Here is a 26,994-nt window from a genome sequence, read left to right as displayed (position 1 = left end):
CGCTCGGGGCGGTCGGCTGTGGCACCTTGGGCGGTGGTGGGCGAAGGTTCCCGCCATCGGAGGAGTGATCACTATGCGGCATCTCGGCATCCTCGCCCACAGCACCGAAGGGGCGGCCCTGTGCTTCCTGACCTACTGCCAGGAGGGGTTCCGCCGGGTGGGCCGGCATGAGCACCCCGACGTGACCCTCGATTACATCGCCTTCGGCTACAGCATGCCCGCGTGGGACGCGGGCGACCACGACTCGATCAGGGCCACGCTGGCCGTCAGCGTCGGGCGTCTCGCCCGCGCCGGGGCCGACTTCTTCGCCTGCCCGGACAACACCGCCCACCTGGCGCTCGAACGGCCCGGTGAGGACCTCGCCCTGCCCGGCCTGCACATCGCCGAGGTGGTCGCCGACCAGGCCGTTGGCGACGGTCGTAGGAAGGTCGGCGTGCTCGGTACGTCGTACACAATGGATGGCCGGCTCTACCCGGAGGCGCTCGGCGCGCGTGGGATCGCGGCCGAGGTGCCGGAGCCGGACGACCGGCGGATCATCAACGAGATCATTTTCGAGGAGCTGGTGAACGGCGTGTTCACCGAGGAGTCGCGGCGGGAGTACGTCCGTGTCATCTCGCGGCTCGCGGAGCGGGGGTGTGACGCCGTCGCGCTCGTCTGCACCGAGATCCCGCTCCTGGTGACACCCGAGGCGTCGCCGCTGCCCACGCTCGACTCCACCCGCCTCATGGCCGTCGCCGCGTACGAGGTCGCGGCCGGTCACCGGCCGCTGCCCACCTGGCGTGGCGGAGGCTTGGCCGCTGCCCGGAGCTGACCGGTCACGGCCACTTTGTCTGGGGGTTCCATTGGACGATCTTCTTGAGCTGGGCGGTGGGGGGCAGTCCTATGGCGCCGGTCAGGTCGGCGTTATCGAAATCGGCGCCCGTCAAAGTGGCGTCCGTCAGATTGGCGCCCCTCAGGTCCGCGGTGAGAAAGACGGTGTCGGTCAGGTTGGCCCTCTCCAGGGATGCCTTGGTCAGGTCGGCGAGGTTGAAGTTGGCGCGGGAGAGGTTGGAGTTCGTCAGCCAGGCGGCGGACAGGTCGGCGAAGGGCATATCACTGTCGGACAGATCTGCTCGGAACAGCGCGGCTCCGGCGAGGAACACGCCGTACATCTTGGCTCGCCGCAGGTAGGCGTCGCTCAGGTCGGCGTCGCCGAGCCGGGCGTGTGACAGGTCGATCCAGTACTGCTTCGGGTTGGCCGGACGGACCCGGCCCAGCACCGTGAGCATGGCCCGAACATCTCTGGCCTGCCCGTAGTTCTTCTTGGTCGACGTGCGGCCGTTTCCCACAACATAGCTCGCGAGAACGTCGACGGTCGTCTGCCGGTAGTCGGGGACATCCCTGCCGATGTTCTCGAGAGCGTAGGCGGCGCCGATCCGGACCTCCATGCTCGCGCTGCCGAGTTGTTCGACGGCCTTGGTGAATCGGTCGGTGACCTGGCCCTTCTGCGCGACTTCGAGGCCCTTCCTGGCGATCAGCAACTCCTCACGGGAGGCCTCGACCGATTTCGCGGTCTGCGCCAGACCCTGCGCCGTCAGCAGCAGTCCGCCCAGCACGGCGATGGTCGCCGGGATCTGCAGCAGGGTGGTGACGAACTGGCGCCGGCTGTCTTGGGCCGCGCGGTGCAGCGCAGCGCGTTCTACGGGTTGGAGGGTGGCGAATTCCGCCCGCGATAATGGAGCGGTCGCCCGTTCTTCGGGACGCCAACGGAACCACGTCATGAGCGGATCGTGCGCTCAGGTCCGCCCGTTGGCGAGAGTAGGCCCCTACTCAAGTTGAGCGGTGACGAGGCTCGCGGGCGAATGTTGTGGCATCCCTCCATGCGTATCCCGGGACGTTGTGGTGTGAGATCGGATCCGCACCTACGAGAAGTTCCACGCGACTACGAGAAGTTCCACGCGACTGCGAGAAGTCGCGGCTGCGAGAAGTTCCGCGCACCTATGAGAAGTGGAGGCGGCGACATGCCGAGGCTCACCGGGGGAAAGGGTTTCCCCACCGGCGACATCGCCCGGATCAGCGTCTTCGCGGCGCTGATCGCCGCGCTTGGCCTGCCGGGCACCCTGAACCTGTTCGGCAACGCGGTCCCGATCACGCTGCAGACGTTCGGCGTCATGCTGGCGGGCACGATCCTGGGCTCGTGGCGGGCCGCCCTGGCCGTCGCCGTACTGCTCGTGCTGGTGGCCGTGGGCCTGCCGTTGCTGGCCGGCGGGCGTGGCGGGCTCGGCGTGTTCGCGGGGCCGTCGGCCGGTTACCTGATCGGCTGGCTGCCCGGCGCGGCCGTGACCGGCTGGATCGTCGAACGCGGCGGCCATCGGCCGGGCATCGTCCGGCTGGTGGTGGCCTGTGTGGTCGGCGGCATCGGGGTGATCTACCTGATCGGTCTGCCCGTGCAGGCGGCTGTCACCGGCGTCCCGCTGGGCCGGACGGCGCTGCTCAGCGCCACGTTGTTCCTGCCCGGCGACCTGATCAAGGCGGTGCTGGCGGCGATTGTGACGAAAGGTACTCAACGGGCATACCCTGACGCGGTCCCGGCCGTGCATCGCGAACGGCTCCGCGCCAGCAAGGAGGGCTGAACCGGTCATGCCGGTCGCCGCACAGGTATTGCGCCACGCATCCGCCCACCCGCACCGCCTCGCGGTGTGCGGCCCGGCGGGCGAACTGAGCTACGCCGAGCTCGCCCGGCGCATCCGTGACACCGCGGCGCACCTGACCGCGTCGGGCGGAACCGCGTCGGGCCTGGCCGGGCTGGGGCTGGCTCACGGGGCGCTGGTCGCGATCAGCCTGGCCGACCCGGTGGACCAGCTCATCGCCGCACTGGCGACGGACCTGGCGGGGGGTACGCCGCTCTTGTGCGACCCCACTTGGGACGAACGCGTACGGGCCGCGATCCCCGCGGACCGCCACCTCGACAGCCTCCCGCCCGCTGGGGCGAACGACGTTCTGTCACCCGCCGAGGCAGGCAGATGGCCATCCGCCGAGGCGGGCAGGCGCTCATCCGCTGAGGCGGGCACGCTGGTTCCGCACGCGGCGCGCACGCGGCCATCTGCTGAGGCGGGTGCGGGGCCATCCGTTGAGACGGGCACGCTGGTTCCTCACGCGGCGGCTTGGCCGCAGCCGGAGGACGGCGATCGGGCCTGGGCGTGTTTCAGCTCCGGGAGCACCGGCCGTCCTCGGGCCGTGGTCCGTACGCGCGCGTCCTGGACCGCGTCGTTCCCGTGGGTGAGCGAGCTGGCCGGGATCGGGCCCGGCGACGTCGTCCTGGTGCCCGGACCCTTGGGCTCGTCCCTGTACGGCTTCGCGGCCGTGCACGCGCTGGCCGTCGGCGCCACGGCTCTGGTGCCGGGCCGCTGGTCGCCCGGGTCCCTGGGCGAGCAGCTCGGCCGGGCGACCGTGGCCCACCTGGTGCCGCATTGCCTGCCGGCCGTACTGGACGCGCTGGAAGAGGGTGCCCCGCTGCGGACCGTCGTGATCGGTGGGGCGGCGCTGCCGGTCGGGCTGCGGGAGCGGGCGGCGGACGCCGGCGTGCGGGTGGTGTCCTACTACGGCGCGACCGAGCTGTCCTTCGTGGCCGCCGACGCCGACGGCGCGGGGCTGCGCCCTTTTCCGGGCGTCGAACTCCAGGTCAGGACCCTGCCTGGCCAGACGCTCGGCGAGGTGTGGGCGCGGTCGCCCTGGCTGGCCGAAGGCTATCTGGCGGGCGCGGCGGGCCCGCTGCGGGTGGACGGCGACGGGTGGATGAGCGTCGGCGACGTGGCGGAGCCGTACCTGCCGGGTGAGGTCCTGCGGCTGCGCGGCCGGGGCGACGGCGCGATCCAGACCGGCGGCGCCACGGTCGTGCCGGAGGACGTCGAAGAGGTGCTCAGGAGCGTGCGGGGGGTGGGCGACGTCGTGGTGGTCGGCTCGCCACACCCGGACCTGGGCGCGGTGGTCACGGCGATCGTCGAGGTGGGCGCCGGGACCCCGCCCTCGCGGGCCTCGCTCGAGGCCGTGGCCCGTGGCGGCCTGGCCGCGGCGCAACGGCCCCGCCGCTGGTACGCGGTGGACAGCCTGCCCCGCACCTCGGCGGGCAAGCCGGCCCGCGGCCTCCTGTCCGCCCGCCTGGCCGGCGGCGACCCTGACCTGTGGCGGCTCACCTGATGCGATCGGACATCGCGCCGGTCATCGTGGCCGCGCGCCGTACGGCGATCGGGACCGCCGGGCACGCCTTCAAGGAGGTGACCGCCGACATGCTGGCCTCGCCCGTCATCGAGGCGCTGGCCGGTGACATCGCCGGCCTCGGCGTGCCGATCGAGGACGTGGTGCTCGGCAACTGCATGGGTCCGGGCGGGAACCTGGCCCGCGTGTCAGCGCTGGGCGCGGGGCTGGGCGAGGCCGTTCCCGGTGCCACGGTGGATCGGCAGTGCGGCAGCGGGCTGGCCGCGATCCTGATGGCGGGTCAGGCCGTGGCCAGCGAGGAGATGGAACTGGTCCTCGCCGGTGGGGTCGAGAGCGCATCCACCGCCCCGCTGCGGGCGCACCGGGGGAGCCCCGCCGTGCCGTACGAGCGGGCGCCCTTCACCCCGGCCGGCCACCCGGACCCGGACATGGGCGCCGCGGCCGAGGCGCTGGCCGCGGCGCGCGGCGTGGATCGGGCCCGCCAGGACGACTACGCGCGCGCGAGCAACGCCAAGGCGGTGGCCGCGCGGGAGGCGGGACGGTTCGCGGCGGAGATCGTCGAGGTCAAGGGGCGGACGGAGGATCAGCGGCCCCGGGTGTTGCGGCCGGAGTCGATGTCGCGGTTGCCCGCGGCGTTCGTCCCCGGAGGGACGGTGACGGCCGGGAACTCCTCGCCGGTCAGCGACGGGGCGGCGGTGGCCGCCCTCACCACGGAACGCCTGCGCGCCAGGGCCGGGCTGCCGGGGCTCCGGCTGCGGGGCGGGGCCGTCGTCGGCTGTGATCCCGCCCTGCCCGGCTGGGGCCCGGTGCCCGCCGTACGACGGCTGCTCGGCCGTACCGGAGTGAGCATGGAACAGATCGCGGCGGTGGAGATCGTGGAGGCGTTCGCGGCCCAGACGCTGGCCGTCACCGACGCGCTCGGGCTCGACCCGCTCGGCGCCGACCGGGACCGGGTCTGCGCCGACGGCGGCGCGCTGGCGCTCGGCCATCCGTGGGGGGCCACCGGAGCCGTCGTCGTCACCCGGCTGTTCACACGGCTCGTACGGTCGGGCGCGCCGCCGGGGACGCTGGGGCTGGCGACGGCGGCGGTCGGGGGCGGTCTCGGCGTCGCCGCCCTGTTCGAGGTGATGTGAGCCCAATGAGCGAGCGGGTCAAGTGCGTGCGTGGTGTGAGCCGATGAGCAAGCCGGTTGAAGGTGAGATGCGTAGGTGGTGCGGGTGATCGAGCTGGACGACGTGCGGGTCCGGCTCGGGCAGCGTGAGGTGCTGTGCGGCGTCACGGCCCGCCTGCCCGAGCGGCGGGTCGGCGTGATCGGGGCCAACGGGTCGGGCAAGAGCACGCTGGCCCGGCTGCTGAACGGCCTGGTCCTGCCGACTTCCGGCACCGTCACCGTCCTCGGCGACGACACCTGCCGCCACGCGGCCAGGATCAGGCGGCGCGTCGGGTTCCTGTTCACCGACCCGGACGCGCAGATCGTGATGCCGACCGTGGCCGAGGACGTCGCGTTCTCCCTGCGCCGGCACAAGCTGCCGCGCGAGGAGGTCCAGCGCCGGGTCATGGACGTGCTGGACAGGTACGGCCTGGCGGGCCACGCCGACCACCCCGCCCACCAGCTGTCCGGCGGCCAGAAACAGCTGCTCGCCCTCTGCTCGGTCCTGGTGCTCGAACCCGAGATCCTCGTCATGGACGAACCCACGACCCTGCTGGACCTGCGCCACTCCCGGCTGGTCGCCGACGTGCTGCGCGAACTGCCGCAGCAGGTGGTCGTGATCAGCCACGACCTGGCGCTGCTGGCGGACTTCGACCGCCTGCTGGTGATGGACGAGGGACGGATCGTGGCCGACGCCGCGCCGCCGGCGGCCATCGATCACTACCGGAAGCTCATGTCGTGAACGGTCTCACCGGCGCCTACGTCCCAGGCGGCTCGCCGCTGCACCGCCTGCCCGCGGGAGCCAAGCTCGCGGGCCTGGCGGCCTGCTGCACGGTGCTCGTCCTGCTGCGCGCGCCGGTGTCGATGGCGGTCGCCGCGCTGGTGGTGGGGGTGCTGTTCGCCGTCTCGGGGGTGGGCGCGGCGGCGGCCTGGGCGCAGGTGCGGCCGGTCCGCTGGTTCGCGGTGGCGCTGTTCGCCGTGCAGGTGGTGTTCGCGGACCTGCCGTCGGCGATCACCTCGGTGTCCCGGGTCGTGCTGGCCGTCGCCCTGGCCGGGCTGGTCACGCTGACGACGCGGACGGAGGCCATGATGGCGTTCCTGGAACGCTGCCTGTCGCCGGCGCGCTGGGTGGGGCTGGATCCGTTCCGGCTGTCGTTGCTGCTGTCCCTCACGATCCGCAGCGTGCCGGTCATGGCCGACCTGGCGACCCGCGTACGGGAGGCGCAGCGCGCCAGGGGAGTGCAGTGGAGCGTGCGGGCCTTCGCCGTGCCGCTGGTGGTGAGCGCGCTGCGGCACGCGGACGCGCTGGGCGAGGCCCTCAGCGCCCGCGGCCTGGACGACTGATGGGGCTCACACGGGCCCGCAGGTCCATAGGTGAGAAGATCAGCAACAAGCTGTTCTTGGCGAAGGCCGAACGATTGGAAGCGAAAATCCCCCGGCTGGCCAGTGAACGTGAAAGCCACTCAGCGTGAACGGCCCAGCGCGTATATGGCAGAACGTTCTGACTATGTCACCAGGGGTCGTTATAGTATCGCTTCCCCATCGGTTAAGATCTGACGTATCGATGACCTCTCCGCGATAGTCAACCCACGCAAGGATCAGAAGGCTGAGCCAGTGCGAGGTCAGCAGCCATGCCTCTCTCAGAAGTCCCGCTTGAGCATACAAGGCGTGTGGGTCTTTGGGATGTGTTAGAGCATGGCGAAGTTCTGTCACCGCTTTTGCGGAATCCATATTTATAGTGGCAGCATATGCCTTCAGCGTTGGTAGGTGGGCTGGGGGTGTCGTAGGAATCTGGAAATCTGTCAGCATCCTTCGAATTCGCCATTCAGCGCCCTTGCTATCGATCTTCTGTGGATTCTTTCCCTGCTCATGTACTAGCCTGATCCAGGCTAAGTGCTCTATTGCTGCGAAGGCTAGCAGGAGCCGTTGCTCCAATAGAGCAGAACCATTCGCTCCAAGGTGGGCCTGAATGAGAAACGCCAGAGTAGGGCGACGGGCGGCATTAAGGAAGGCTTTGATGAGAGGGGCGGCCATGAGTTCGATCGACTGTCCTCTATGTCCACTCCACAGCTCTTGATGTCCATGGGTGAGCTGATCCACTTTAGGGGTAGCCCATTCTTGCCATGCTCTTTCCCCGTTTGCTCGGATGTCTTCGAATTGGGGAGCGGTAAAGCGTCCGGCGAGGAATGAAAGCGCGAGATGTATTGCTTCCATCGCCGCTTCAGCATCGACCGCCATGAACTGCGCCCCGTCGACCTTAGATATGCGTAGAGCGTGTGTGCGGGAATATCCTCCATTGTCACGAATGCGCCTGAGGGTGGAGCCTGCTCCTGGATGGGCATCGAGAATGATTTCCCAGCCCTCAACGACCCATCTGTTCCGGCCGAGCCAATCCCACTCAACGCCCTCTATTGCCCCTTTGAGGGGAGATCCATTGGCCTCGATGAAGTTTACGAGGGATCCCGAAACCAATTTAACGGGAGCGGCTGCGTCTCCGGTTAGGGTTCTTTCCGCAAGCCATGCCGTCGCCTTGTCCCAAGATGACTTGCGATGATAAGCTTCGACCAAGTTATTCGGTCCAGCTAGGTTGTCAAGATGGACATGAAATGGCTTATGCTTGTTTAGGTGTAGCCAATTAACTGGAGTGTCTACGGTCGATGACAGAAGGAGGCGGACTTCATGGCGAGGTAGCCATTGTAGATCAACGGTTACTTCGCAGGGAACATCCATTTCTATAATGCGCCCTCTCCCTTGGTAGAGGATTGTTTCGGCCGTCTCCCAATCGGGTTCTAGTAGGCTTGGGAGTGGCTCCATTGTATCCATGCTGCAAGTATCGCCAATATGCGAATAGGCTGCTACGTGGGATGACGAGTAGTGATGCAATCGAGACGATCGCGTTTTGAGGGCTACCCTATATGCATCCTCGCCTATGGGCATATAACGAAGGCGCGAGGCGGGACTTCCCGTGAAAGACCGACATGCAAGTAGCGCAGGACCTGCGTGGCCTGAGCGCTTCTGGCGCCATCAGAGCATCAGAAGAACCGCCAGGGCCCCGGCAAAGTGGCACCGATGGCCGTGATGTCCAGTTCAGGCGCATGAGGGCGGTGCAGCCGGGGCGAAGCGGCGGGGCGGGCGATCAGCTAAACGAACAGGCACGACCTTCGAGATCATGAGGTTCTCGACGCCAAATGATCAGAGAAGACCGTGCCTGCCCCCATATCATTGCCGATCACCCCTGCCCTGGACCACTTGACGACCGTGACCTGCGGCTCGGCGCCTGTAGCCGCCCCCGAGTACGCCAGCCTGCTCGATCATCTGCGGCAGGTTCCCGATCCGCGGCGGCGACGCGGCGTCCGCCACGCGCTGGCCTCGCTCCTGACGATCACGGCAGCTGCCGTACTGGCCGGGGCGCGGTCCTTCACCGCTGTCGCCGAATGGATCGCCGATGCCCCTGTCCAGGTCCAGGCCGCATTGGAAGTCCGGCACGACCCCATCGCCGGCGTTGCCCAACCGCCGCACGAGGCGACGCTTCGCCGCGTGCTGGCACGTGTCGACGCCGACGCCCTGGACGCCGTCTTCACCGCCTGGCTGGCCGCACGCAGTCGTGCCCACCTCAAAGCAAATCCCAAACCCCAGATGAGCGACCCCGACGCCGGGCGGTCGCGGTGGATGGCAAAGCGCTGCGCGGCGCCCGCCTGGACGAGCACCGGACAGTGCACCTGCTGTCGGCGTTCGACCACGCCTCCGGTCTGGTCCTGGCACAGACCGACGTGGACGGCAAAACGAACGAGATCACCCGCTTCCAGCCTCTGCTGGCAGACCTTGACCTGGACGGATACGTTCTCCCAACTCAAGCGGCTGTTATGGAAACAGGTCCCCGTCGCCGACCGCCAACGCGACCGCGGGCACGGCCGCGAGGAGCGCCGCACGCTGAAGGTGCTCACCGTCAAAGCCGGGCTGCTCTTCCCGCACGCGCTCCAGGCCATGCAGATCAAACGCCAGGTCAGGGACCTGAAGAAGGGCAAATGGCGGACCGTGACCCTCTACGCCGTCACCAGCCTCCCACCAGGACGCATCACCCACGCCCAGCTCGCCGCCCTGATCCGCGGACACTGGAGCATCGAAAACCGGCTCCACCACGTCCGCGACGTCACCTACCGCGAAGACGTCTCCAAAGTCCGCACCGGCACCGCACCCCGGATCATGGCCAGCCTCCGCAACCTGGCCATCGGCCTGGCCCGCCTGATCGGCTGGACCAACATCGCCGCCGCCACCGACCACTACCGCAGCCACCCCGCCGACGGCCTCCAGCTACTCGGTCTTACAACATGAGAACGTTTCGACCCTGGGCTGAAAGCGATCGGTGAGCGATCTGTAAGCGCCGTTTCCTACGGTTGCGGCATTCCCAACTTCGAGGAGAGTCGATGCGAGTATCCAAGCTGGCCGCCGGTGCGCTGATGGCCGCCGCGCTCGTCACCCCCGCCCTGGCGGCCACCCCCGCCCTGGCGGCCACCGCAGCGCAGGCGGCGCCGCCGCCGACCACGACGGACTGGACCCAGGAGGGGCCGTTCTCCACGTTCGACGCCTGCGATCACCGCAGGCGCTTCTGGGACCAGCTCGACGGGCGTTCGCACTACTGCCAATGGGCCGACGGCACCCACGAGAACCGCGGCTGGTGGATCCGCACCCGTGGCTGAGCCGCGCTAGCGCCGCCGCAGCAGGTACGTGTCCATGGTCCAGCCCTTGCGCGCGCGGGCCCGCGCACGCACCTGTTCGAGGTGGCCGGCCACCTCGGACAGCGGGCCGGCGATCAGGATCTCGTCGGGCGTGCCGGGGTAGGCACCCAGTCAGGGGCGAAGCGTTCTCGGCTGGTAGGACCTACGCGGGCTCGACGAGGCCGGGTGGTTGAGGGCACCCCCGGGGTGTGAATGACAAACGCGGCCCCTGATGATCGTTGGTTGTCTACGCCAGTCGATCAAGAACAGGGGCCGCGTTCGCGTGCCATCATCCCCGATCGACGTGCTCGCCCGCCACCTGGAGCACGTCTCCCTCACCGACCCACTGACCGACCTGCTCGATCTGCCGGCCCTGGCCGAAGTGCTGGACACGGTGCCCGACCCGCGCAGCCGCCGGGGACGCCGCTACCGGCTCGGCCCGCTGCTAGCGTTATCCCTGCTCGCCGTGCTCGGCGGCGCAACTTCCCTGGCGAAGATCACCCGGGTCATCGCCGGATACGACCCACACCTTCGCGCCCGCGCCGGGCTGCCTGGCACGGCCAAGCTGGCCGCCAGCACCCTGGGGCGGCTGCCGTCCCGGCTGGACGGCGACGCCTTCGACACTGCCACCTGCGGCTACCTGGCCTCACTCGCCGCCTGCGGCCCACCCTCGGACCGAACCCCGCTCATCGGCCTGGCCGTGGACGGCAAGACCCTGCGCGGCAGCCGCACCCCCGACACCACGGTGCACCTGCTGGCCGCCACCCGCCACGACACTCAGACCGTCGTAGCTCAGCGGCAGGTCGAAGCCCACAGCAACGAGATCCCCGCGTTCACACCCCTGCTGTCCGGACTCGACCTCACCCACACGGTGATCACCGCCGACGCCCTGCACACCCAGCACGAACACGCCCGCCACATCATCGCCGCCGGCGGCCACCACCTGTTCATCGTCAAGGGCAACCAGCCCACCTTGCACCGCCGACTCAAGGCCCTGCCCTGGCGCGAAGCGATCCTCAACGACCGCACCGACGAGACCGGACACGGCCGCCGCGAGATCCGCCGCATGAAGATCTGCACCGTCCGCCCCGGGCTGCCCTTCCCCCACGCCGCCCAGGCGATCCAGGTCAAACGCCGCCGCACCGACCACCGCACCGGCAAGACCACCATCGTCACGATCTACGCCGTCACCAGCCTCCCACCAGGACGCATCACCCACGCCCAGCTCGCCGCCCTGATCCGCGGACACTGGAGCATCGAAAACCGGCTCCACCACGTCCGCGACGTCACCTACGGCGAACACCACTCCCAAGCCCGCACCGGCAACGCACCCCGCAACATGGCCGCCCTGCGCAACCTCGCCATCGGCGCGCTACGCCTGACCGGCGCGACCAACCTCGCCCAAGCCATCCGGCACCTCTCCCGCGACGCCACCCGCCCCCTGACCATCCTCGGACTCACATGATCAACTAACTTTGCCGGGGCCCTGGAAGAACCGCGAAGCGGTGAGGGCTGGCGGCACCACAGCCGCGAGTCGCTACACCCCCGCGAGGACGTAGAGCAGAGCGTTCATGCTGGTGCCGCTGATGATGTCGCGCTTGTCGATCAGGCGGCGGATGTCCGTCAGGGGGACCCATTCGATGCGCTCCGCCTCCCATCCTTCGGTGGGCGGCCCGATGTGCTGGGCGCTGTCGGCGCGGAAGATGTGGTGCTCGGAGTCGGAGATGCCGTTGGTCGGCTGGGTGTAGAGCAGTGGCGACAAGGGGCCAGGTCGCCAGCCGGTCTCTTCTTCGACCTCGCGGGCGGCGGCGGCGATCGGTTCCTCGCCCTCCTCGATCTTGCCGATCGGGATCTCCCAACCCCAGGTGTCGGTGATGAAGCGGTGCCGCCAGATGAGCAACACACGGTTCTGCTCGTCAGTGACGACTGCACCGGCTCCGGGCGCGGTGCGGATGAGCCGATGATCAAGATGCCGTCCGTCTGGCAGTTCCACATCGGCCACGCGGACGTCGAGCCAGCGGTCAGTGTAGAGCGGTTCTTCCGAGTGGACCTGCCAGCGCATGCGACTGCTCCCCTGCGTGGACGCCTGGACCGGCACCACGCTACAAGGGGATGCCAGCCTGCTGCCTCGCGCGGGCGACAAACACCTTGACCGGTTGCGTGTCGTAGGCACTCAGGGCCGTCGTCACCGATTCGATGCGCTCGGCAAGGCGCTCGGACTCCATGCCCTCGGTACAGTCGAGCATGCTTTCCGCGGTGGAGGCGGCTTGTTCCAGTTCTCCGCGTTCGGCCAGGATCAAGGCGAGAGTCGCCTGCCGGTGAGCCTGCCCCCGTAGATGGCAGGTGCTGGCCGAACGCAGAGCCTCCTCTGCGTACTCTTGGGCAGGTGTCAGGTCGCCGAGACGGCGCAGGGCCTCGGCGTGCTGGCACTCAAGCAGACCTGGTTGTACATAGCCGGTCTCCGGAGGCTCCTCTCCTTGCCGGATCTGCCCTGCCGTGGCCTCCGACAGGCGCATGTGCGCGTGGCAGCTCGCCCGGTCGCCGACACGTGCGTACGCCTTCGCTTGGAGAATGTGCAGGTCCGTCGCGAGGGCGGGACTCAGGTGACCCCGCGCTGCGCGCAGAGCTGTCTCGCAATACTGGATGACGCGCCGGTACTTCGCCTGGGCCATCGCCTGGTTCGCCAGCAACGCGATCACGTAGCCGCCGAAGGCCAGGTTGCTCGACGCTTTGGCCGTCCTGAGCGCGTGGAACAGGTAGCGCTGCGACAGCGCCTGCCTGTCGGAGTCGTACGCACATATGCCCGCGAGCGCGATCAGCCCACCAGCCGCCCGGAACAGTCGCCTGCCGATCTCGTCGTCATGGCTACCTCTGAGCAACGGCGTCACGCCGGTGTTGAGGAAGGCCACGAGGCGCGGCCGTACCGGGATGCCGCCTACCCTGCGGTACATCTGCTCATGGCGGCCACGCGCGTCCTTGAGCACCTGGACGTCGTCCATCGACACTGGGCGCGGACCTCGCTGCGAGACGTCGATCTCGTACGGCGGGTTCTCCCACTCGAAGACCGGTGCGATGGCGGCCGAGCCCTCGATCAACGATGCGCCCACCGGAAAGACCTTGTTCCCCAGGTCTCCTCGCCACAGGGCGACGGCCTGGTCAACAACCTTGGGCAACTCCATCTCACAGGCGTCACCCGCCGTTCTCGCCATCCCGATATCTGACAGTGCGAGGACCCGCCCGACCTTGGGCCCGATGATCTCGCAGATGATCTCCGGAACGTCACCCCTTGGGATGGCGTGATCTCTGACCCATCGCGCTACGGCCGTGTGGTCGTAGCGCGTGGGGCGACGGGCGGTCGCGGTGGCCTTGTTGATTCGTGCGGCCATTCCCGCGTGCGAGATGCCCGCCTCCGCAAGCAAGGCATCCAGCAGGATGTTCGGCTCACTCACTTCAGCCCCTCCGTCGAGCGACGCCATATCCGGAGTGTAAGCAGAAAGTTACAGAACGAACAGGCAGGTCGACAGGCGAGCGCATCACAGCTTTATCGCATTCACACAGGGTGTGAACCGACTCCCACCACCCGTCGCGATCACGCGCTTATGAGAGCGATCCCGCGCCGAGTCCACTGGCTCCATGACCCGGAACCAACCAGAAATCACTCGCCCACCTCACCCCTTGCATGCCGCCCGCGACATAGGCCAAGCCTCGGCGTCCCTGCCGACATCCACGATGGATACGGGCTGGCCCTGGTGTCGGTTTGGGTGGGCCTGGTGGTCTGGTGCGATGGCGACCGCTACTGGTGGCGTACCGGCTGGGACCCGCACCGCAAACGGGTCATCTACGCCTACCATCCCGCGCTCGATCCCGAGCGGGCTGCCCGTCGCGTCGCCTCCCGCTACGCGGACCTCCGCAGAAGCCATCCCCTACCCCAGCCGATATACGTGCAGGCGGCAGCTTCGGGGCCAGTCAGTTGAGCATCGACACGCGACAAGTGGGAAGCCGCGTCACGATCACGGAACTCCTGCACAGCCACGCACGAACCCGCGCTCACCGTGCCAGGCTCATCGGGCGTAGCGGCACAGTGATCAGGATCCTCACCCACGGTACCAACGCCTTGATCCGGCTTGACGGGGATCACTTCGACCTGCCCGCCGGCATTCGCCGTTGGCCTGTCCATTGGGATGACCTCACCATCGAACCCGTTGCCGATGCGGGAACAGCACCCCCGCGCGAGTACCGGACGGGCGTCTTGGGAAGCGGGCAGGACGCCGTACTACACGCCGTGCTCCCCGGCACATCCACCGGCCTGTGCGCGGAGCCGGTCGGCCCTCTGCCGATCTGCGGCTGGTCTCTGCCGTTCGCGCCGACCTCGCGCCGCGCCTGCGTCCGATGCGTGGCCTTGCAGGCATCTCCATCTTGACCGCCGCACATGGCCGTGCCCCAACCGCCTCACCGGGCCAGCAGGCGCGCCACCGCCGTGCTGAGCATCCGTACGCCGAGGGTCGACCCGGGCTCGAGGCCGGTCACCTTGCGGGCGCGCTGCAGCCGGTAGTCCAGGGTGCGCGGATGGATGCGCAACGCTGCCGACGCCGCCGCACGGTTCATGTCGTGGCTGTAGTAGGCGTGCAGGGTCGCCACGAGGTCCGGCCCCTTGGACAGCCGCCGGGCGAAGGCGCGCAGCCATGCGTCGATTTCCGGCGTGTTCGCCACGGCCATCTCCACGAACAGGTCGGCGAGGACGTACAGGCGGGCCGGCCGGTCCTCCGTCGGCGCCACCCGGCTGGCCTCCCGCGCCCAGGTGAGGGATTCGGCGAGCTGACCGGTCACGCCCTCCACGGAGGCGACCTGGCAGGCCCGCCCGAGCAGCGCCACCGCCGACCGCACTTGGTGCAGCGCCACCGTACGATCCACGGTGCCGGGAGTCAGGAGGACCAGCTCGCCACAGCTCAGCCAGGCGACCAGCGAGCCGGTGGCGAGCGCGCTCACCACGGTGGAGCGGTCCCGCTCGGGTACGGCGGGGGCGGGGACGCGCACCACTGACACCGCGTAGCGGGAGGCCACCAAGGGCCGCAGCGGGTCGGTCAGTCGCGGCTCCACCGGCTCGTCCGCGAGCAATGTGCGCGCGAGCAGCTCGTTGCGGGTCGCCAGCGACCGTGACCGGCCCACCCCGTCGGTGTACCCGTGCAGGTACGCGCTTCTGGCCCGGACGCTCTGCGAGCCGACCCAGCCGAGCATCCGCAGCAGGTCGTCGCCGTCCTCCGGGCCGGCCACCTGGTGGATCTCCTGAAGTGTGAGATGCGTGTGCAGCCCGAGTACCCGCTGCTGCGACAGTACGGACAGCCCCAGCTCGGCACGCTGGCGGCCCACCGACGAGATCGTCGACAGGTCATCGTCGTTGAGCGGCAGCCGCGCCGGTGCCAGGTCGAGCCTGCGGGACCGGATGAAGACGGCGAAACCGTACATGCTCGCCTGGTGGTCGCGCTCGCCGCCGATGCTCGGGATGTCTCGATACTCGGGGATCTCGCGCTGATACGCCGACACGGCGTTGCGCGCGTTGTCCTCCACCTGCTCACGTAACGACTCGAACAGTCCGCCCACGTTCCGTTCCCCCTCAACGGTCAGGTTCGGTGCTTGCCCCCCGGCGTATTCGTCGTCCCGCTCGTCGTGGATCAATGCTCCTTACGCGAACGCGCAACAGCGCGTGTGACCTTGTGTCGCCGCCACGAAGACCTGCTCGCCGGGCGAATTTGATACTTGGCAGGCCGCAGCGTGGTTCGGCTGCGGCGCCATCCACCCTCCGACGAAGGGATCGGTATGCGACTGCGTCATCTCATCCTGACCGTGCTGCTGGCGTGCCTGGGCGCGACCTGGCTGGGCGCCTCACCCGCCCAAGCCGCACCGCTCACAGTCCAATCGGTCGACGCCTACCTGGGCGGCGTCGACCTCAACGGCTACTGCAGGTCGATCGGGTACGACCATGCCAAATTGGTGGGCAGCCATTTCGATGGCTGGCGGTGCGTCAGCGGCAACGACGAAGTCGGCCTCTCGGTGGCCAGTGCCTGCCAGTGGCAGTTCAGCCCGCTCGTGGCCGCCGGCTATCCGGTCACCGCGTCGACCAACGGCACCAGCGCCGGCGAGTGGAAGTGCCATGCCACGCCGGGAGCGACCGAGTTCTACAAGGGCATGAACCTCGCCGGTTTCTGCCAGTCGATCGGCTACAACGGCGCGAAGCACTTGGGCGACAATGTGACCGGCTGGGTCTGCACCAGGAACGACGGTGCTCAGATCCGCCTCGACCTGCATGCGGCCTGCACCTGGCAGCACGCTGACAAGGTCGCCCAGGGATGGACCTTGGTAGGGGTCTGGGAAGGCTACGGCGACTCGTTCAAGATCAATTGTCGGGGCTTGCACGCCTGACGCTCACCTGATCAGCGCGCCGGTGGTCCCGATACGGATGCCACCGGCGCGCGCTCATGCGTTGAGCGGGCCGCTCGGCGTCACCGTTATAAGCCTGGAAAAGCTGAAATTTCGGATAAACGCTATAGGTGGGAACGCGCCTCACGGCGAGCTGCTGGTGTGGGAGCATTTGGGCACCATGCGAGCCATGCTGCCGTTGCGATTAGCGCGGTCGGCCCTCTTCGCGGCCGTCTGTGTGACGCTGGCCGCCCTGGCCCACTGGTTCGCCGACGGCACTCTGCCGGGCCCCGGCCATCTCGCGCTCGGCGCCGGACTCGTGACGGCGAGCGCCGCCGCGCTGGCCGGCCGGGAGCGCGAACCGGTCCCGATCGCCGTCCTGCTCGGCTCGGCACAAGTCCTCCTGCACGGGCTGTTCTCCTGGCACGACGCCCCCGTACCCATGCCGCCCGGACACGGACCGGCAACCGACGCGGGCATGGTGCTCTGCCACCTCACCGCCACTCTGGTGAGCGGATGGTGGGTGGCCAGGGGCGAGACCGCGCTGTGGGCGGTGCTGCGGCGGCTGGCCGTACGCCTGCTCCTGGTCCTGGCGCCGTGCCCCGCATCCCCACGCACTCCACCGGCGCCCGCCTATCGCTCACCCGGCGGACCGTACGAAAGCGTCCTGCGTCACGCGGTCGTCCGGCGTGGACCACCGCTCCCGGCTGCCTTCTGACCCCCCGTCCCGCAGCCACGTGGAGATCACCATGCCGTCAACCCCCCGATGCCGTCGACCCCTGCCCTTCGGCACCTGAGCAGCCGTGTCCACTTTCCGAGGCGGGGCGACGCCGGCCCGCCGATATGCCGTCGTCGCCGTGGCCGCCGGAGTCCTGGTGCTGGTCGCGGCCCTGCTGTTCGGCGGAAGCGTACCGCAGCCGTCGATCCCGGGCCTGCCCAAGGCGGGACCGTTCACCGACTGGGGGATGCCCCTGGCCCGGTTCGCCTACGACCTGTGCGCCTTCGCCACCGTCGGAACGCTGGTGGCCGCCGTGCTCCTGGCGCCGCGCGGCACGCCGCAGGCCGCCGCCTGCCTGCGCGCCGCCGGCCGCTGGGGGCTGGGCTGGGCCGCCGCCGCGGCGGCGACGTACCTGCTGACGATCTCGGAGGTCGTCGGCCTGCCGCTCACCGACCTGTTCGAGAGCCCGTCGATCCTGTCGTTCGGCACGACCGTCCCGCAGACCCAGGCGCTGCTCATCGTGGCCGCGGCGGCGGGGGTGGTGGCGATCGGCACCAGCTTGTGGCGTTCGCCCTGGTGGAACGCCTTCCTGCTGGCGGTCGCCGTCTTCGCGATCCTGCCGCCCGCCTACGTCGGGCACGCCGCCTCGGCGGGTGACCACGACATCGCGATCTCCGCGCTGATGGCGCACCTGGCGGCGGTGGCGGTGTGGGTGGGCGGCCTGGCCGCCGTCCTGGTCCACTTCCGGCGGTCGGACCGGCTCACGGACGTGGTGCCCAGGTTCAGCACGCTGGCCCTGGCCTGCTTCGGCGCGGTGGCCGTGTCGGGCGTGGCCAGCGCGTGGGTGCGCCTCGACGCCGTCGCACAGCTGTGGCAGACCCGTTACGGCCTGCTCATCCTGGCCAAGGCGGCCGCGCTGGTGGCCCTGGGCGTCTTCGGCCAGAACCATCGCCGCCGTACCGTCGCGGGCCTGGCCGAACGCCCGGTGCGACGCACGTTCGTCCGCCTGGCCACCGGTGAGGTGATCGTCATGGCGGCGGCCGTCGGGCTCGCGGTCGCCCTGTCACGCACCCCGCCGCCGCCTTCAGAGGGCGGCGGCGGCCACGACCACCTCCTGCTGGAGTACAACCTGCCGCCCTTCTCGATCGGCGGCCTGCTCACCGAGATCAGGCTGGACCCGCTGATCCTGCTCGTGCTGGCCGGCCTCGCGATCGGCTACCTCGTCGGGCTGCGCCGCCTGGCCCGCGACGGGATCGTGTGGCCGCCGGGCCGTACCGCCGCGTGGCTCGCCGGGCTCGCGGTGCTGGCGTTCGCCCTGCTCAGCGGCGTGGGCGGCTACGCCCGCGCGATGCTGTCCGCGCAGGCGCTGCAGTACGGACTGGTCGCGCTCGTGGCGCCCCTACTCCTGGCGCTGGGCGCGCCGCTGACGCTCGCCGCCCAGACCACCACGGACCGGTCCCAGTACGGCGACGTGACCCGCGCGATCCTGGACAGTCGCCTCGCCTCGCGGCTCACCCATCCGGTGATCGTCGCCGCCGCGCAGATCGTGCCGATCGCGGTGCTGTACGGGACCGGCTGGCTGGGGCAGTCCTTGTACAGCTACGCGCTCCATCTGCTCACCCTGACGGTGCTCTTCTGCACCGGGGCGTTGTGCTTCTGGGCGCTGGCCGGGGTGGATCCGCTGCCGCGCCCGATCACCTGGGTGGCGCGGGTGCGGCTGCTCGCGGTGGTCGCCGTGGCGCAGCTCGCGCTCGGGCTGGCCCTGCGGTTCGGGCCGGGGGTGGGCGTGGACTGGTTCACGCTGGTGTCGCCGCCGGGGGTGTCGGACCTGTCCGCCGACCAGCGGACTGCCGGGCTGACGGTGCTGGTCGTCGCGGTCGTGGTGCTCGTGGCGCCGGTGGTACGACTGGCGTCGTGGCGGCGGGCCGCTCAGCGGAGAAGGACACTCGTCTGAACGACTGTGGTCAGCCGCCGTTCAGTGGAGGAGGACGCTTGTCTGATTGACCGTGGTCAGCCGCCGTTCGGCGCCGGTGATCTCGTACACCGGCCCGGTCAGCGTCACCGACCGCTCGGCGACGACGTCGGTGACGGAGCGGCGGACGCTCACCGTCACCTCGCCGGGCTCGACGACCCGCCGGCCGTCGCGCCCGGTGAAGGCCAGCAGCCGCGTCGGCACCTCGAAGCCGACCGAGGCCCGCTCGCCGGGCGCGAGCTCGACGCGCGCGTATCCGACCAGCTGGGCGACGGGCCGGGTCACCGAGGCGACCACGTCCGACGCGTAGACCTGCACGATCTCCGCGCCCGCCCGCTCACCCGCGTTGCGGACGACGATCGAGCAGTGGATCGACCCGTCCGCCGCCGGAGCGGTCGCGGCCACGGACACCTCGTCGTAGGCGAAGCTCGTGTAGCTCAGCCCGTGACCGAACCCCAGCTCCGGAGCGGGGTCGATGTTGCTCACCGAACCGGCCGCGCCGAGCCGGGGATGCAGGTAGCTGTACGGCTGACCGGCGGGCGAGCCGGGCATGCTCATCGGCAGCCGCCCCGACGGGTTGACGGCTCCGCTGATCACCCGGGCGATGGCCCCCGCGCCCTCCTCGCCGGGGAAGAACGCCTGCACCACGGCGGCGGCCTCGCGCAGGATGCCCGGCACGGCGTAGGCCCGGCCGGTCAGCAGGACCGCCACGACCGGAGTGCCCGTGGCGAGGACCGCGTCGGCGAGTGCCTGCTGGGCGCCAGGCAGGTCGAGGGTGTCCACGTCGCAGCCCTCGCCGGAGGTGCCCCGGCCGAACAGGCCGGACCGGTCGCCGAGCACGAGGATCACCACGTCGGAGGCGGCCGCCAGGTCCACGGCCTCGCCGAACCCCGCGCGGTCACCGTCGTCGACACCCGTGCCGTGCGCGACCCGCAGCACCGCGTCCGGGAACTCCGCCCGCAGGGCGTCGAGCGGCGTGGGCGACTCGATGCCCGGCTCGACCTCGGGAAAGTGCGGCAGGACGTGGTTGACGAAGGAGTAGCAGCCGAACAGCGCGGTGACGCTGTCCGCGTTCGGGCCTATGACGGCGATGCGCTGTCCCGCGCCGTCGCCGAGGGGGAGCAGGCCGTTGTTGGTCAGCAGCACGATGGACTCTTCCGCCAGCCGCCGCGCCAGCGCCCGGGACTCGGCACCGTCCAGGTCGACGGGCCCCGAAGGAACCGGCTCGTAGTCGTCGTCGAGCAGGCCGAGCTTCGCCTTCTGCAGCAGCACCCGGCTCAACGCCCGGTCGATCAGCGATTCGGCGATCCGCCCGCTCGACACGGCCTGCTTCAACGGCGCCAGATAGGCGACCCCGGTGGGGAGCTCGACGTCGATCCCCGCCGTGAGCGCCTGCACGGCGGCGTCCTCGGCGTCGGTGGCGACGGCGTGCAGCGTGTGCAGGAAGGCGACCGCGAAGTAGTCCGCGACGACGGTGCCGTCGAAACCCCACTCGTCACGCAGGATCCGGGTGAGGTAGTGGTCGTCCGCGGCGATCGGGATCCCGTCGATCTCGGCGTAGGAGTTCATCACCGAACCCGCCCCCGCGTCCCGGATCGCCACCTCGAACGGGAACAGCAGCACGTCGGCCACCTCACGCGGCCCCGCGTGGACCGGGGCCAGGTTTCGCCCGGCGCGGGAGTTCGAATAGCCGACGAAATGCTTCAACGTGGCGATCACGCCCGCGGACTGGAGCCCCCGCACGTACGCCGCCCCGATCGTCGCGACCTCGTACGGATCCTCGGACACGCACTCCTCGACCCGCCCCCACCGCTGGTCGCGAATCACGTCGAGCACGGGAGCGAGCCCTTGGTGAACGCCGAGCGCGGCCATGCTCGACCCGATCCGTTGACCCATCCGCTCGACCAGCTCGGGGTCGAACGACGCGCCCCAGGCCGGCGGGACGGGGTAGGTCGTCGCCTGCCAGGCCGCCAGGCCGGTGAGGCATTCCTCGTGCGCCAGTGCCGGGATGCCGAGGCGGGTGTGGTCGAGCAGCCATCGCTGCCGCGCGGCCAGCAGGGTGCTCGCCCACTCAGGATCGACGGGCCGGGTCCCGTAGTGCCGGGTGATCTGCCCGAGTCCGTGGCGGGCGAACTCCTCGAACGCGACGTCCTCGCCCTGCATCGAATCCTGCAGCGGCGCGACGACACCCTCTTCGCGATTGACGTTCAGCCACACGCCCACGAGCTGCGCGAGCTTCTCGTCGAGCGACATGTCGGCCAGCAGGTCGCCGACACGTCGCGCTCGACGCTCATCGATCGTCATGCACGCACCCTCACTGTTGATCCGGTACGCCCGGGTGGGCGCGGGCTTCCGTCATCGCATCGGAAAGTTTCCGGATAGTTTTCCGAAAAGATGCCGTGACATTGCCGTTTCGTTACGGTAGATTCAGGCTTGCAGTCGTGTCAACACTTGCCGCACGCGCCTGATCAGCCCAGTTGGATAAGTGCCTGCGGGCCAGACAATTTTCCGAAAGTCGGCAAACGGGAGGTACTGTGCCCCGACCCACGCTCTCCGATGTCGCGGCGGCGGCCGGGGTGTCGGTCCCCACGGTCTCGAAAGTGCTGAGCGGCAAGAAGCACGTCTCCGCCGCCACCCGCGGCAAGGTGCTCGAAGCGGTCCGCGCCTCCGGGTACGAAGCGCTCCGCCCGCCCAGCGCCCCGCAAGTCGGGCTGGTCGACCTGCTCATCGACGGGCTCGGCTCGCCCTGGGCCGAGGTTCTGGTCAAGGGTGCGGAGCAGGCGGCCGCGCGCTGGGGATTCTCGCTCGTCGTGACCTCCTCCGCGCGCGCCGACTTCGACCTGCGGCGCTGGATCGGGATGGTGCGCAAGCGCGGCACCGACGGCATCGTCCTGGTGCTCTCCCGCGCCAACCAGGAGGAGATCGCGGCCGTCGAAGAGCTGCTGCGGGTCCCGCTGGTGCTCCTGGATCCGGTCGGCAAGCGCGACCCCCGGCTCTCGACCGTGGGCGCGACCAACTGGTCGGGCGGGGTGATGGCCACGACCCATCTCCTGGAGCTGGGGCACGAGCGGATCGGCTTCATCGGCGGGCCGCTCGACACGCAGTGCACCCTCGACCGCTACGAGGGCTATCTGGCCGCGCACCGCACCTTCGGCGTCGAGCCGTCGGCGGACCTGACGCGGTTCGCCGACTTCCAGGTCTCCGGCGGCAAGACGTTCGGCGCCGAATTGCTCGACCACCCCGACCGGCCCACAGCCATCTTCGCGGGCTCCGACCTGCAGGCCGCAGGCGTCTACCAGGCGGCGACCGAGCGCGGCATCCGCATCCCCGAAGAGGTGTCCGTGGTCGGCTTCGACGACTCCCCGCTGTGCGAGATGCTGTCCCCGCCGCTCACCACGGTCCGTCAGCCGCTCGACGACATGGCCAACGAGGCGGTCCGGCTGATCACCGAAGAGCTGGCCCATCGCAGAGGTTCGGCCGGCACCCGGATCGAGCTCGCCACGAGCCTCATCGTCAGAGGCAGCGCGACACGCCGACCCGGGTGACGCCGGGGTGCAGAGGCAGCACGACGCGCCGACCCGGGTGACGTCGTCGGGTCCAGAGGCAGCACGACGCGCTGACTCGAATGACGTCGGGGTCGATCAGCGAGCGAAGCTGGGGAAGTGCTCGTCGGGCAGCGGCAGGCCGGGGGTGAGGCCGAGGGGGTCGGTCAGCACGTGCGCCGGTTCGGCGGCGAAGACCGCGTCGGCGTCCATGTAGATGACCACGTGCGCGATGCGCGGGTCGTCGGTGAAGTTGGGCGTGGCGCAGTGCGCCAGGTACGAGTTGTGGAAGGTGCAGTCCCCCGCCCTCAACGGGACGGTCACCCGCTGCCGCCACCGCAGCTCGGGCGCGATCCGGAAGAGGTCCTGGCCGTCCGACAAGTCCTGGGCGCGCAGGTCCTGGAGGTCCTGCGAGCCGGGCACGAACGTCATGCAGCCCCGCTCGACCGGCACGTCGACCAGCGCGATCCAGGCCGACAGGGCGTGCCGCGAGCCGGTGTGCGGCCAGTACGGCTGGTCCTGGTGGAACTCGGTGGCCGCGCCGTTGTGCGGCTTCTTGATCAGCAGCTGGTCGTGCCACAGCCGCAGCGGCACGCCCGCCAGCTGGGTCGCGAGCGCGGCGAGCCCCGGGTGCAGGGTGAGCTCGCGCAGCGTCTCGTCCTGCTGCCAGAGCTGCAGCAACTGGACGAAGATGTCACCTTCCCGATTGTCCCGTACGGTCTCTTGTGCGGCCAGCGCCGCCTTGGCGTACCGGGCGGCCTCCTCGCGCGAGATCACCTGGGGCAGGTGGATGAAACCGTCACGTCGGTACGCGGACACCTGAGCGTCGTCAAGCATGTTCTTCTCCCTTGTCGGTGGTGCCTCCACTCTTGCCGGGCGGTGCCGGGACGGGCTAGGACGGGGGTTGCTCGCATGTAGCACAATCCTGATGTGCACCATGTACGACGCGACGACGTCTTCACCCCCGACCGGCTGCCCGTGGTGGCGGAGCGGCACGCGCTGGCCGCCGACAACAGCGCGCACAGCCACGACTTCCTGGAGCTGGCCGTGGTCACCAAGGGGACGGCCACGCACGTCTCGGCCATCGGGGAGCAGGAGCTGAGCCGTGGCTCGGTCGCGCTGCTGCGACCGGGCGACTGGCACGGCTACCGCGACTGCCGCGGGCTGGTGGTGCACAACGTGTATGTCGGTCCGGAGATGTTCCAGCGGGAGCTGGCCTGGCTGCGGGCCGAACCGCACGTCGGCAGGCTGCTGCACCGCTCGGGGCATGTGTCGCGGCTGGACGACGGGGCGCTCGCGGTGGTCGAGGCCGCGCTTCCGGCGGCGGTGGGCGGGCACATCACGCAGGTGGGAGCGCTGCTGTGCCTGCTGGGCGGGGCGGCGGCCTCACTGGCCTCGCTGACTTCGCTCGGTGAGCCCGCCGCCGGGAGCGCGGGGACGCATCCCGCGGTGCTGCTGGCCGTACGGGAGCTGGAGGGCGACCCGCGGCGGGACTGGTCGGTGGACGACCTGGCGGTGCTCGCGCGCGTCTCGGCCGCCCATCTGGCCAGGACGTTCACCGCCCAGCTCGGCATCGCGCCGATGGCCTACCTGAACCGGCTGCGCGCCGAGCGGGCGGCGGCGTTGCTCATCGAGACGGATCTGCCGGTCGCGGCGATCGGCAGGCAGGTGGGGTGGAGCGACCCCAACTACGCCAGCCGCCGCTTCCGGCAGTTCTTCGCGATGAGCCCATCCGGTTACCGAGCCAGGTTCAGCGCATCCGCGCCAGAGGCGTGACCAGCGCCATGACGAGCGCGGTGGCGGGCGAGGGTCAGCGCACCTCCTCCAGCTCGAAGACCAGCGCGGTGGCGGGCTTCAGCGCCGGGGACGGCAGACCGATCTCGGCCAGGACCGAGCCCTGCAGGCGTACCGGGGCCGCCGTCCACTCCGGCAGCCCGACACCCGTGGGCAGGCGGCCGGCCACCCGCACCTCATAGACGGCCTCGGGGTCCAGTCCGGGCAGGCGCAGTGGGGCCGGGCCCATGGCCACCCGGGAGGCGAGCTGGACGCAGGCGAACACCGCGTGCCCGTCCCGGACCACGCCGTGCAGCAGCACCGCCGGGTCGGGATGGTCGGCGCGGACCACCGTCCCGCCGTGCAGCGTCGGCCGCAGCCGCTTGTGCAGGGCGATCCATTCCGCGAGCTCCTCGCGTTCGGCCTCGCTCGCCGACGTCAGGTCCCACTCGACGCCCATGTGACCGAACAGCGCGGTGGCGCAGCGGAACGACAGCGCCAGCGACCGGCCGGTGACGTGGTCGCGGGGCGCGCCGACGTGGCTGCCCATCAGCTCCGGCGGCACGAGCAGGCCGGTCCAGCGCTGAATCGCCTGCCGGTCGAGCGCGTCGTTGCTGTCGGAGGTCCAGACCCGGTCGGTACGGGCCAGGATGCCGTAGTCGATCCGCGCGCCGCCGGACGAGCACGACTCGATCTCCAGCCCGGGATGGCGGCGGCGCAGCTCGTCGATCAGCCGGTAGGCGGCCACGGTCTGCGCGTGCACACCCGCCACGCCGTCATGCACGGGCTCGGCGATGTCGCGGTTGTGGTCCCACTTGATGTAGTCCAGCTCGTACTCGCTCACCAGCGTGCCGATCCGGTCCAGCAGGTAGTCGAAGACCTCCGGCCGGGCCAGGTCGAGCACGTGCTGGTTGCGCTGCGGGGGCGGGAGCCGATCGGCGCGGCCGAGGACCCATTCGGGGTGCTCGCGGGCGAGGTCGGAGTCGAGATTGATCATCTCCGGCTCGAACCAGAGCCCGAACTGCATGCCGAGCTTGCGCACGTGCTCGGCCAGCGGGTGCAGGCCGTCGGGCCACACCCCCTCGTCCACGTACCAGTCGCCGAGCCCGGCCTTGTCGTCGCGGCGGTGCCGGAACCAGCCGTCGTCCAGGACGAACCGCTCGATTCCCACCTCCGCGGCCCGGTCGGCCAGCGCCAGCAGCCGGTCGAGGCCGTGGTCGAAGTAGGTGGCCTCCCAGTTGTTCAGGGTGACCGGGCGGGCCGGGCGCGGGCCGCGCGAGCGCAGGTGACCGTGCAGCCGCCCGGCCGCCGGGTCCAGCCCGGAATCCGACCAGGTGAAATAGACCAGCGGCGTCTCGTACGTCTCGCCCTGGCCCAGGATGATCTCGCCGGGCGCGAGCAGTTCACCGGCCGCCAGCAGCGTCACGCCCTCCGGCAGCCGCTCGACGTAGTGGACGTGGTCACCGCTCCATCCGGCGTGCGCCGCCCACACCTCGCCGTGCCGGAACCCGAACCCGCCCGTTCCCGCCACGAGCAGGCCCGTGCCGTCGTGACCGGTGCGCCCGCGCCGGTTCTCCCGCGACCAGACGCCGTAGGCCAGCGGCCGGCGCTGCGGCACCTTCTCCAGCGCCCACCGCCCGGTGAAGTCGAGCAGTTCATCCGCCCGCGCTGGCAGCGGCAACGCGCAGGTCAGCTCCTCCACGCGGTACGGGTCGGCGGCGGTGTTGGTCAGCGCGTGCCGCATCGTGACCACGCCGTTGGCGTCCATGGCCAGCTCGCTCACCAGCCGGAGCCCCGCCTGTTCGTCGCTCGCGGTCACGGTCACGCTGCCGCCCGCTCCGGGCACGGCCCGCGTCTCGACCGGGCCGTAGAGGCTCCACCTGACCGGCCGATGCGCGGACGTACGGGCTCCTGACAGGCCCGGCCGGCCGTACCAGCTGTCGCCCTGGAGCGGCACCAGCGGCGGCGCGGGCGTCAGAGAGGCCAGCGCGGGCAGGAGGTGCTCCTCGGCGACCGCACCGATGTCTGCGCCGAAATGGCGCACTCGCGGCAGGCCGGAGCCCGCGACGTCAAGGACGAGACAGGTGCCTGCAGCGGAAAGGATCACGGGGGACACGTCGGGCTCCTCACACTCGGACGGGCGCCGGGCCCGCTTTCGTGTAAGAGGTTCGCACGGTGCGCTGAGCGACCGGCGAGCAGGTGCCGCAATCGGCGCGCCGGGCGACAAATCGCAGCTTCTCGCTCGCGGAGCCGGAACGGAAGAAGAGCGGAAGAAAAACGGAAGATCATTCTCTTAACGTCGGCCTCGACCTGGTAGACGAAGCGATGACCGAGTGCCGGTGCCGCATGACGGCACCGGATGAAGATGGAAATCGGGCGCATGGCCATCGCGGCCGGCCAGGACGGGACGGCGACCCTCCGGCTCACCCCGCGTCACGACGGCGTGCTGAACCCCCCACAGATTTTCCCAATAGCCGCACACCAGTCCCGACTCGTTCCGCAGATTGGGTGAGCTC

General features: G+C 70.0%; 23 protein-coding genes. 15 read left to right on the top strand and 8 right to left on the bottom strand.

From position 1 onward, the window contains the following. Positions 1-73: 73 nt before the first annotated feature. A complete protein-coding gene (locus ACIBO2_RS55415; protein WP_397305073.1) occupies positions 74-811 on the top strand; it encodes an aspartate/glutamate racemase family protein in 738 nt (245 codons plus the stop codon). Between the two features lie 4 nt (positions 812-815). On the opposite strand, the gene ACIBO2_RS55410 is transcribed toward ACIBO2_RS55415, so the two are convergent. Next, entirely contained in the window at positions 816-1,760 is a 945-nt protein-coding gene (locus ACIBO2_RS55410) for a pentapeptide repeat-containing protein (protein ID WP_358541112.1), read from the bottom strand. A 240-nt stretch (positions 1,761-2,000) separates the two neighbouring features. On the opposite strand from ACIBO2_RS55410, the gene ACIBO2_RS55405 reads away from it, so the two are divergent. The 5 genes from ACIBO2_RS55405 (at position 2,001) to ACIBO2_RS55385 (ending at position 6,688) form a co-directional block, all read left to right on the top strand. Beyond that, positions 2,001-2,612 (top strand): biotin transporter BioY, encoded by a 612-nt coding sequence (locus tag ACIBO2_RS55405; RefSeq protein WP_358541115.1) that lies wholly within the window; start codon positions 2,001-2,003, stop codon positions 2,610-2,612. 7 nt (positions 2,613-2,619) lie between these two features. Beyond that, positions 2,620-4,176 (top strand): class I adenylate-forming enzyme family protein, encoded by a 1,557-nt coding sequence (locus tag ACIBO2_RS55400; RefSeq protein ID WP_358541118.1) that lies wholly within the window; start codon positions 2,620-2,622, stop codon positions 4,174-4,176. Continuing rightward, positions 4,176-5,327, top strand: coding sequence for a thiolase family protein (locus tag ACIBO2_RS55395; protein ID WP_397305072.1), 1,152 nt, complete (start codon positions 4,176-4,178; stop codon positions 5,325-5,327). Before ACIBO2_RS55400 ends, ACIBO2_RS55395 begins: the two co-directional genes overlap by 1 nt. An 84-nt stretch (positions 5,328-5,411) precedes the next feature. After that, positions 5,412-6,086 (top strand): energy-coupling factor ABC transporter ATP-binding protein, encoded by a 675-nt coding sequence (locus ACIBO2_RS55390; RefSeq protein WP_397305071.1) that lies wholly within the window; start codon positions 5,412-5,414, stop codon positions 6,084-6,086. After that, positions 6,083-6,688 carry an energy-coupling factor transporter transmembrane component T family protein gene (locus ACIBO2_RS55385; protein ID WP_397305070.1) on the top strand — a complete coding sequence of 202 codons (606 nt, stop codon included), beginning with the start codon at positions 6,083-6,085 and terminating at the stop codon, positions 6,686-6,688. Before ACIBO2_RS55390 ends, ACIBO2_RS55385 begins: the two co-directional genes overlap by 4 nt. A gap of 39 nt (positions 6,689-6,727) precedes the next feature. Here ACIBO2_RS55385 and ACIBO2_RS55380 read toward each other — a convergent pair whose 3' ends face one another. Continuing rightward, a complete protein-coding gene (locus tag ACIBO2_RS55380; RefSeq protein ID WP_397305069.1) occupies positions 6,728-8,167 on the bottom strand; it encodes a hypothetical protein in 1,440 nt (479 codons plus the stop codon). 435 nt (positions 8,168-8,602) lie between these two features. Here ACIBO2_RS55380 and ACIBO2_RS55375 point away from each other — a divergent pair, with 435 nt between their 5' ends. The 3 genes from ACIBO2_RS55375 (at position 8,603) to ACIBO2_RS55365 (ending at position 11,524) form a co-directional block, all read left to right on the top strand. Continuing rightward, entirely contained in the window at positions 8,603-9,676 is a 1,074-nt protein-coding gene (locus ACIBO2_RS55375; protein WP_358541422.1) for an ISAs1 family transposase, read from the top strand. Positions 9,677-9,768: 92 nt separating this feature from the next. Beyond that, on the top strand, positions 9,769-10,041 hold the full coding sequence (locus ACIBO2_RS55370) for a hypothetical protein (RefSeq protein ID WP_358443838.1): 273 nt from the start codon (positions 9,769-9,771) through the stop codon (positions 10,039-10,041). Between the two features lie 301 nt (positions 10,042-10,342). After that, on the top strand, positions 10,343-11,524 hold the full coding sequence (locus ACIBO2_RS55365) for an ISAs1 family transposase (protein WP_358541130.1): 1,182 nt from the start codon (positions 10,343-10,345) through the stop codon (positions 11,522-11,524). A gap of 72 nt (positions 11,525-11,596) precedes the next feature. On the opposite strand, the gene ACIBO2_RS55360 is transcribed toward ACIBO2_RS55365, so the two are convergent. Both ACIBO2_RS55360 and ACIBO2_RS55355 read right to left on the bottom strand, forming a co-directional pair. Next, a complete protein-coding gene (locus tag ACIBO2_RS55360) occupies positions 11,597-12,121 on the bottom strand; it encodes an NUDIX domain-containing protein (RefSeq protein ID WP_358541132.1) in 525 nt (174 codons plus the stop codon). A 40-nt stretch (positions 12,122-12,161) separates the two neighbouring features. Next, positions 12,162-13,535: a transcriptional regulator gene (locus ACIBO2_RS55355; RefSeq protein ID WP_397305068.1), complete on the bottom strand. Its 1,374-nt coding sequence runs from the start codon at positions 13,533-13,535 to the stop codon at positions 12,162-12,164. 273 nt (positions 13,536-13,808) lie between these two features. Here ACIBO2_RS55355 and ACIBO2_RS55350 point away from each other — a divergent pair, with 273 nt between their 5' ends. After that, complete coding sequence (locus ACIBO2_RS55350) at positions 13,809-14,033, top strand: hypothetical protein (protein ID WP_358541137.1); 225 nt, start codon at positions 13,809-13,811, stop codon at positions 14,031-14,033. A gap of 475 nt (positions 14,034-14,508) precedes the next feature. On the opposite strand, the gene ACIBO2_RS55345 is transcribed toward ACIBO2_RS55350, so the two are convergent. Next, positions 14,509-15,732, bottom strand: a complete 1,224-nt coding sequence (locus tag ACIBO2_RS55345) for a helix-turn-helix domain-containing protein (protein WP_358541140.1) — start codon at positions 15,730-15,732, stop codon at positions 14,509-14,511. 141 nt (positions 15,733-15,873) lie between these two features. Here ACIBO2_RS55345 and ACIBO2_RS55340 point away from each other — a divergent pair, with 141 nt between their 5' ends. The 3 genes from ACIBO2_RS55340 (at position 15,874) to ACIBO2_RS55330 (ending at position 19,145) form a co-directional block, all read left to right on the top strand. Continuing rightward, a complete protein-coding gene (locus ACIBO2_RS55340) occupies positions 15,874-16,476 on the top strand; it encodes a hypothetical protein (protein ID WP_397305067.1) in 603 nt (200 codons plus the stop codon). 187 nt (positions 16,477-16,663) lie between these two features. Beyond that, on the top strand, positions 16,664-17,191 hold the full coding sequence (locus ACIBO2_RS55335) for an MFS transporter (RefSeq protein WP_358541144.1): 528 nt from the start codon (positions 16,664-16,666) through the stop codon (positions 17,189-17,191). Positions 17,192-17,276: 85 nt separating this feature from the next. After that, positions 17,277-19,145: a cytochrome c oxidase assembly protein gene (locus tag ACIBO2_RS55330; RefSeq protein ID WP_397305066.1), complete on the top strand. Its 1,869-nt coding sequence runs from the start codon at positions 17,277-17,279 to the stop codon at positions 19,143-19,145. Positions 19,146-19,166: 21 nt separating this feature from the next. Here the strand turns inward: ACIBO2_RS55330 and ACIBO2_RS55325 are convergent, their stop codons facing one another. After that, a complete protein-coding gene (locus tag ACIBO2_RS55325; protein WP_397305065.1) occupies positions 19,167-21,467 on the bottom strand; it encodes a glycoside hydrolase family 3 N-terminal domain-containing protein in 2,301 nt (766 codons plus the stop codon). Between the two features lie 230 nt (positions 21,468-21,697). Here ACIBO2_RS55325 and ACIBO2_RS55320 point away from each other — a divergent pair, with 230 nt between their 5' ends. Next, a complete protein-coding gene (locus tag ACIBO2_RS55320) occupies positions 21,698-22,708 on the top strand; it encodes a substrate-binding domain-containing protein (protein ID WP_358541150.1) in 1,011 nt (336 codons plus the stop codon). A gap of 96 nt (positions 22,709-22,804) precedes the next feature. Here ACIBO2_RS55320 and ACIBO2_RS55315 read toward each other — a convergent pair whose 3' ends face one another. Next, positions 22,805-23,542, bottom strand: a complete 738-nt coding sequence (locus ACIBO2_RS55315; RefSeq protein ID WP_358541152.1) for a phytanoyl-CoA dioxygenase family protein — start codon at positions 23,540-23,542, stop codon at positions 22,805-22,807. A gap of 93 nt (positions 23,543-23,635) precedes the next feature. Between ACIBO2_RS55315 and ACIBO2_RS55310 the strand changes: the two genes are divergently transcribed. Beyond that, positions 23,636-24,481, top strand: a complete 846-nt coding sequence (locus ACIBO2_RS55310; protein ID WP_358541154.1) for an AraC family transcriptional regulator — start codon at positions 23,636-23,638, stop codon at positions 24,479-24,481. Between the two features lie 34 nt (positions 24,482-24,515). Here ACIBO2_RS55310 and ACIBO2_RS55305 read toward each other — a convergent pair whose 3' ends face one another. Further along, on the bottom strand, positions 24,516-26,594 hold the full coding sequence (locus ACIBO2_RS55305; protein WP_358541157.1) for an alpha-galactosidase: 2,079 nt from the start codon (positions 26,592-26,594) through the stop codon (positions 24,516-24,518). Between the last annotated feature and the right edge of the window lie 400 nt (positions 26,595-26,994).

Source organism: Nonomuraea sp. NPDC050022, assembly GCF_044460705.1.
In the GTDB taxonomy this organism is placed as follows: Bacteria; Actinomycetota; Actinomycetes; order Streptosporangiales; family Streptosporangiaceae; genus Nonomuraea.
This window is presented reverse-complemented; position numbering and strand designations above follow the sequence as displayed.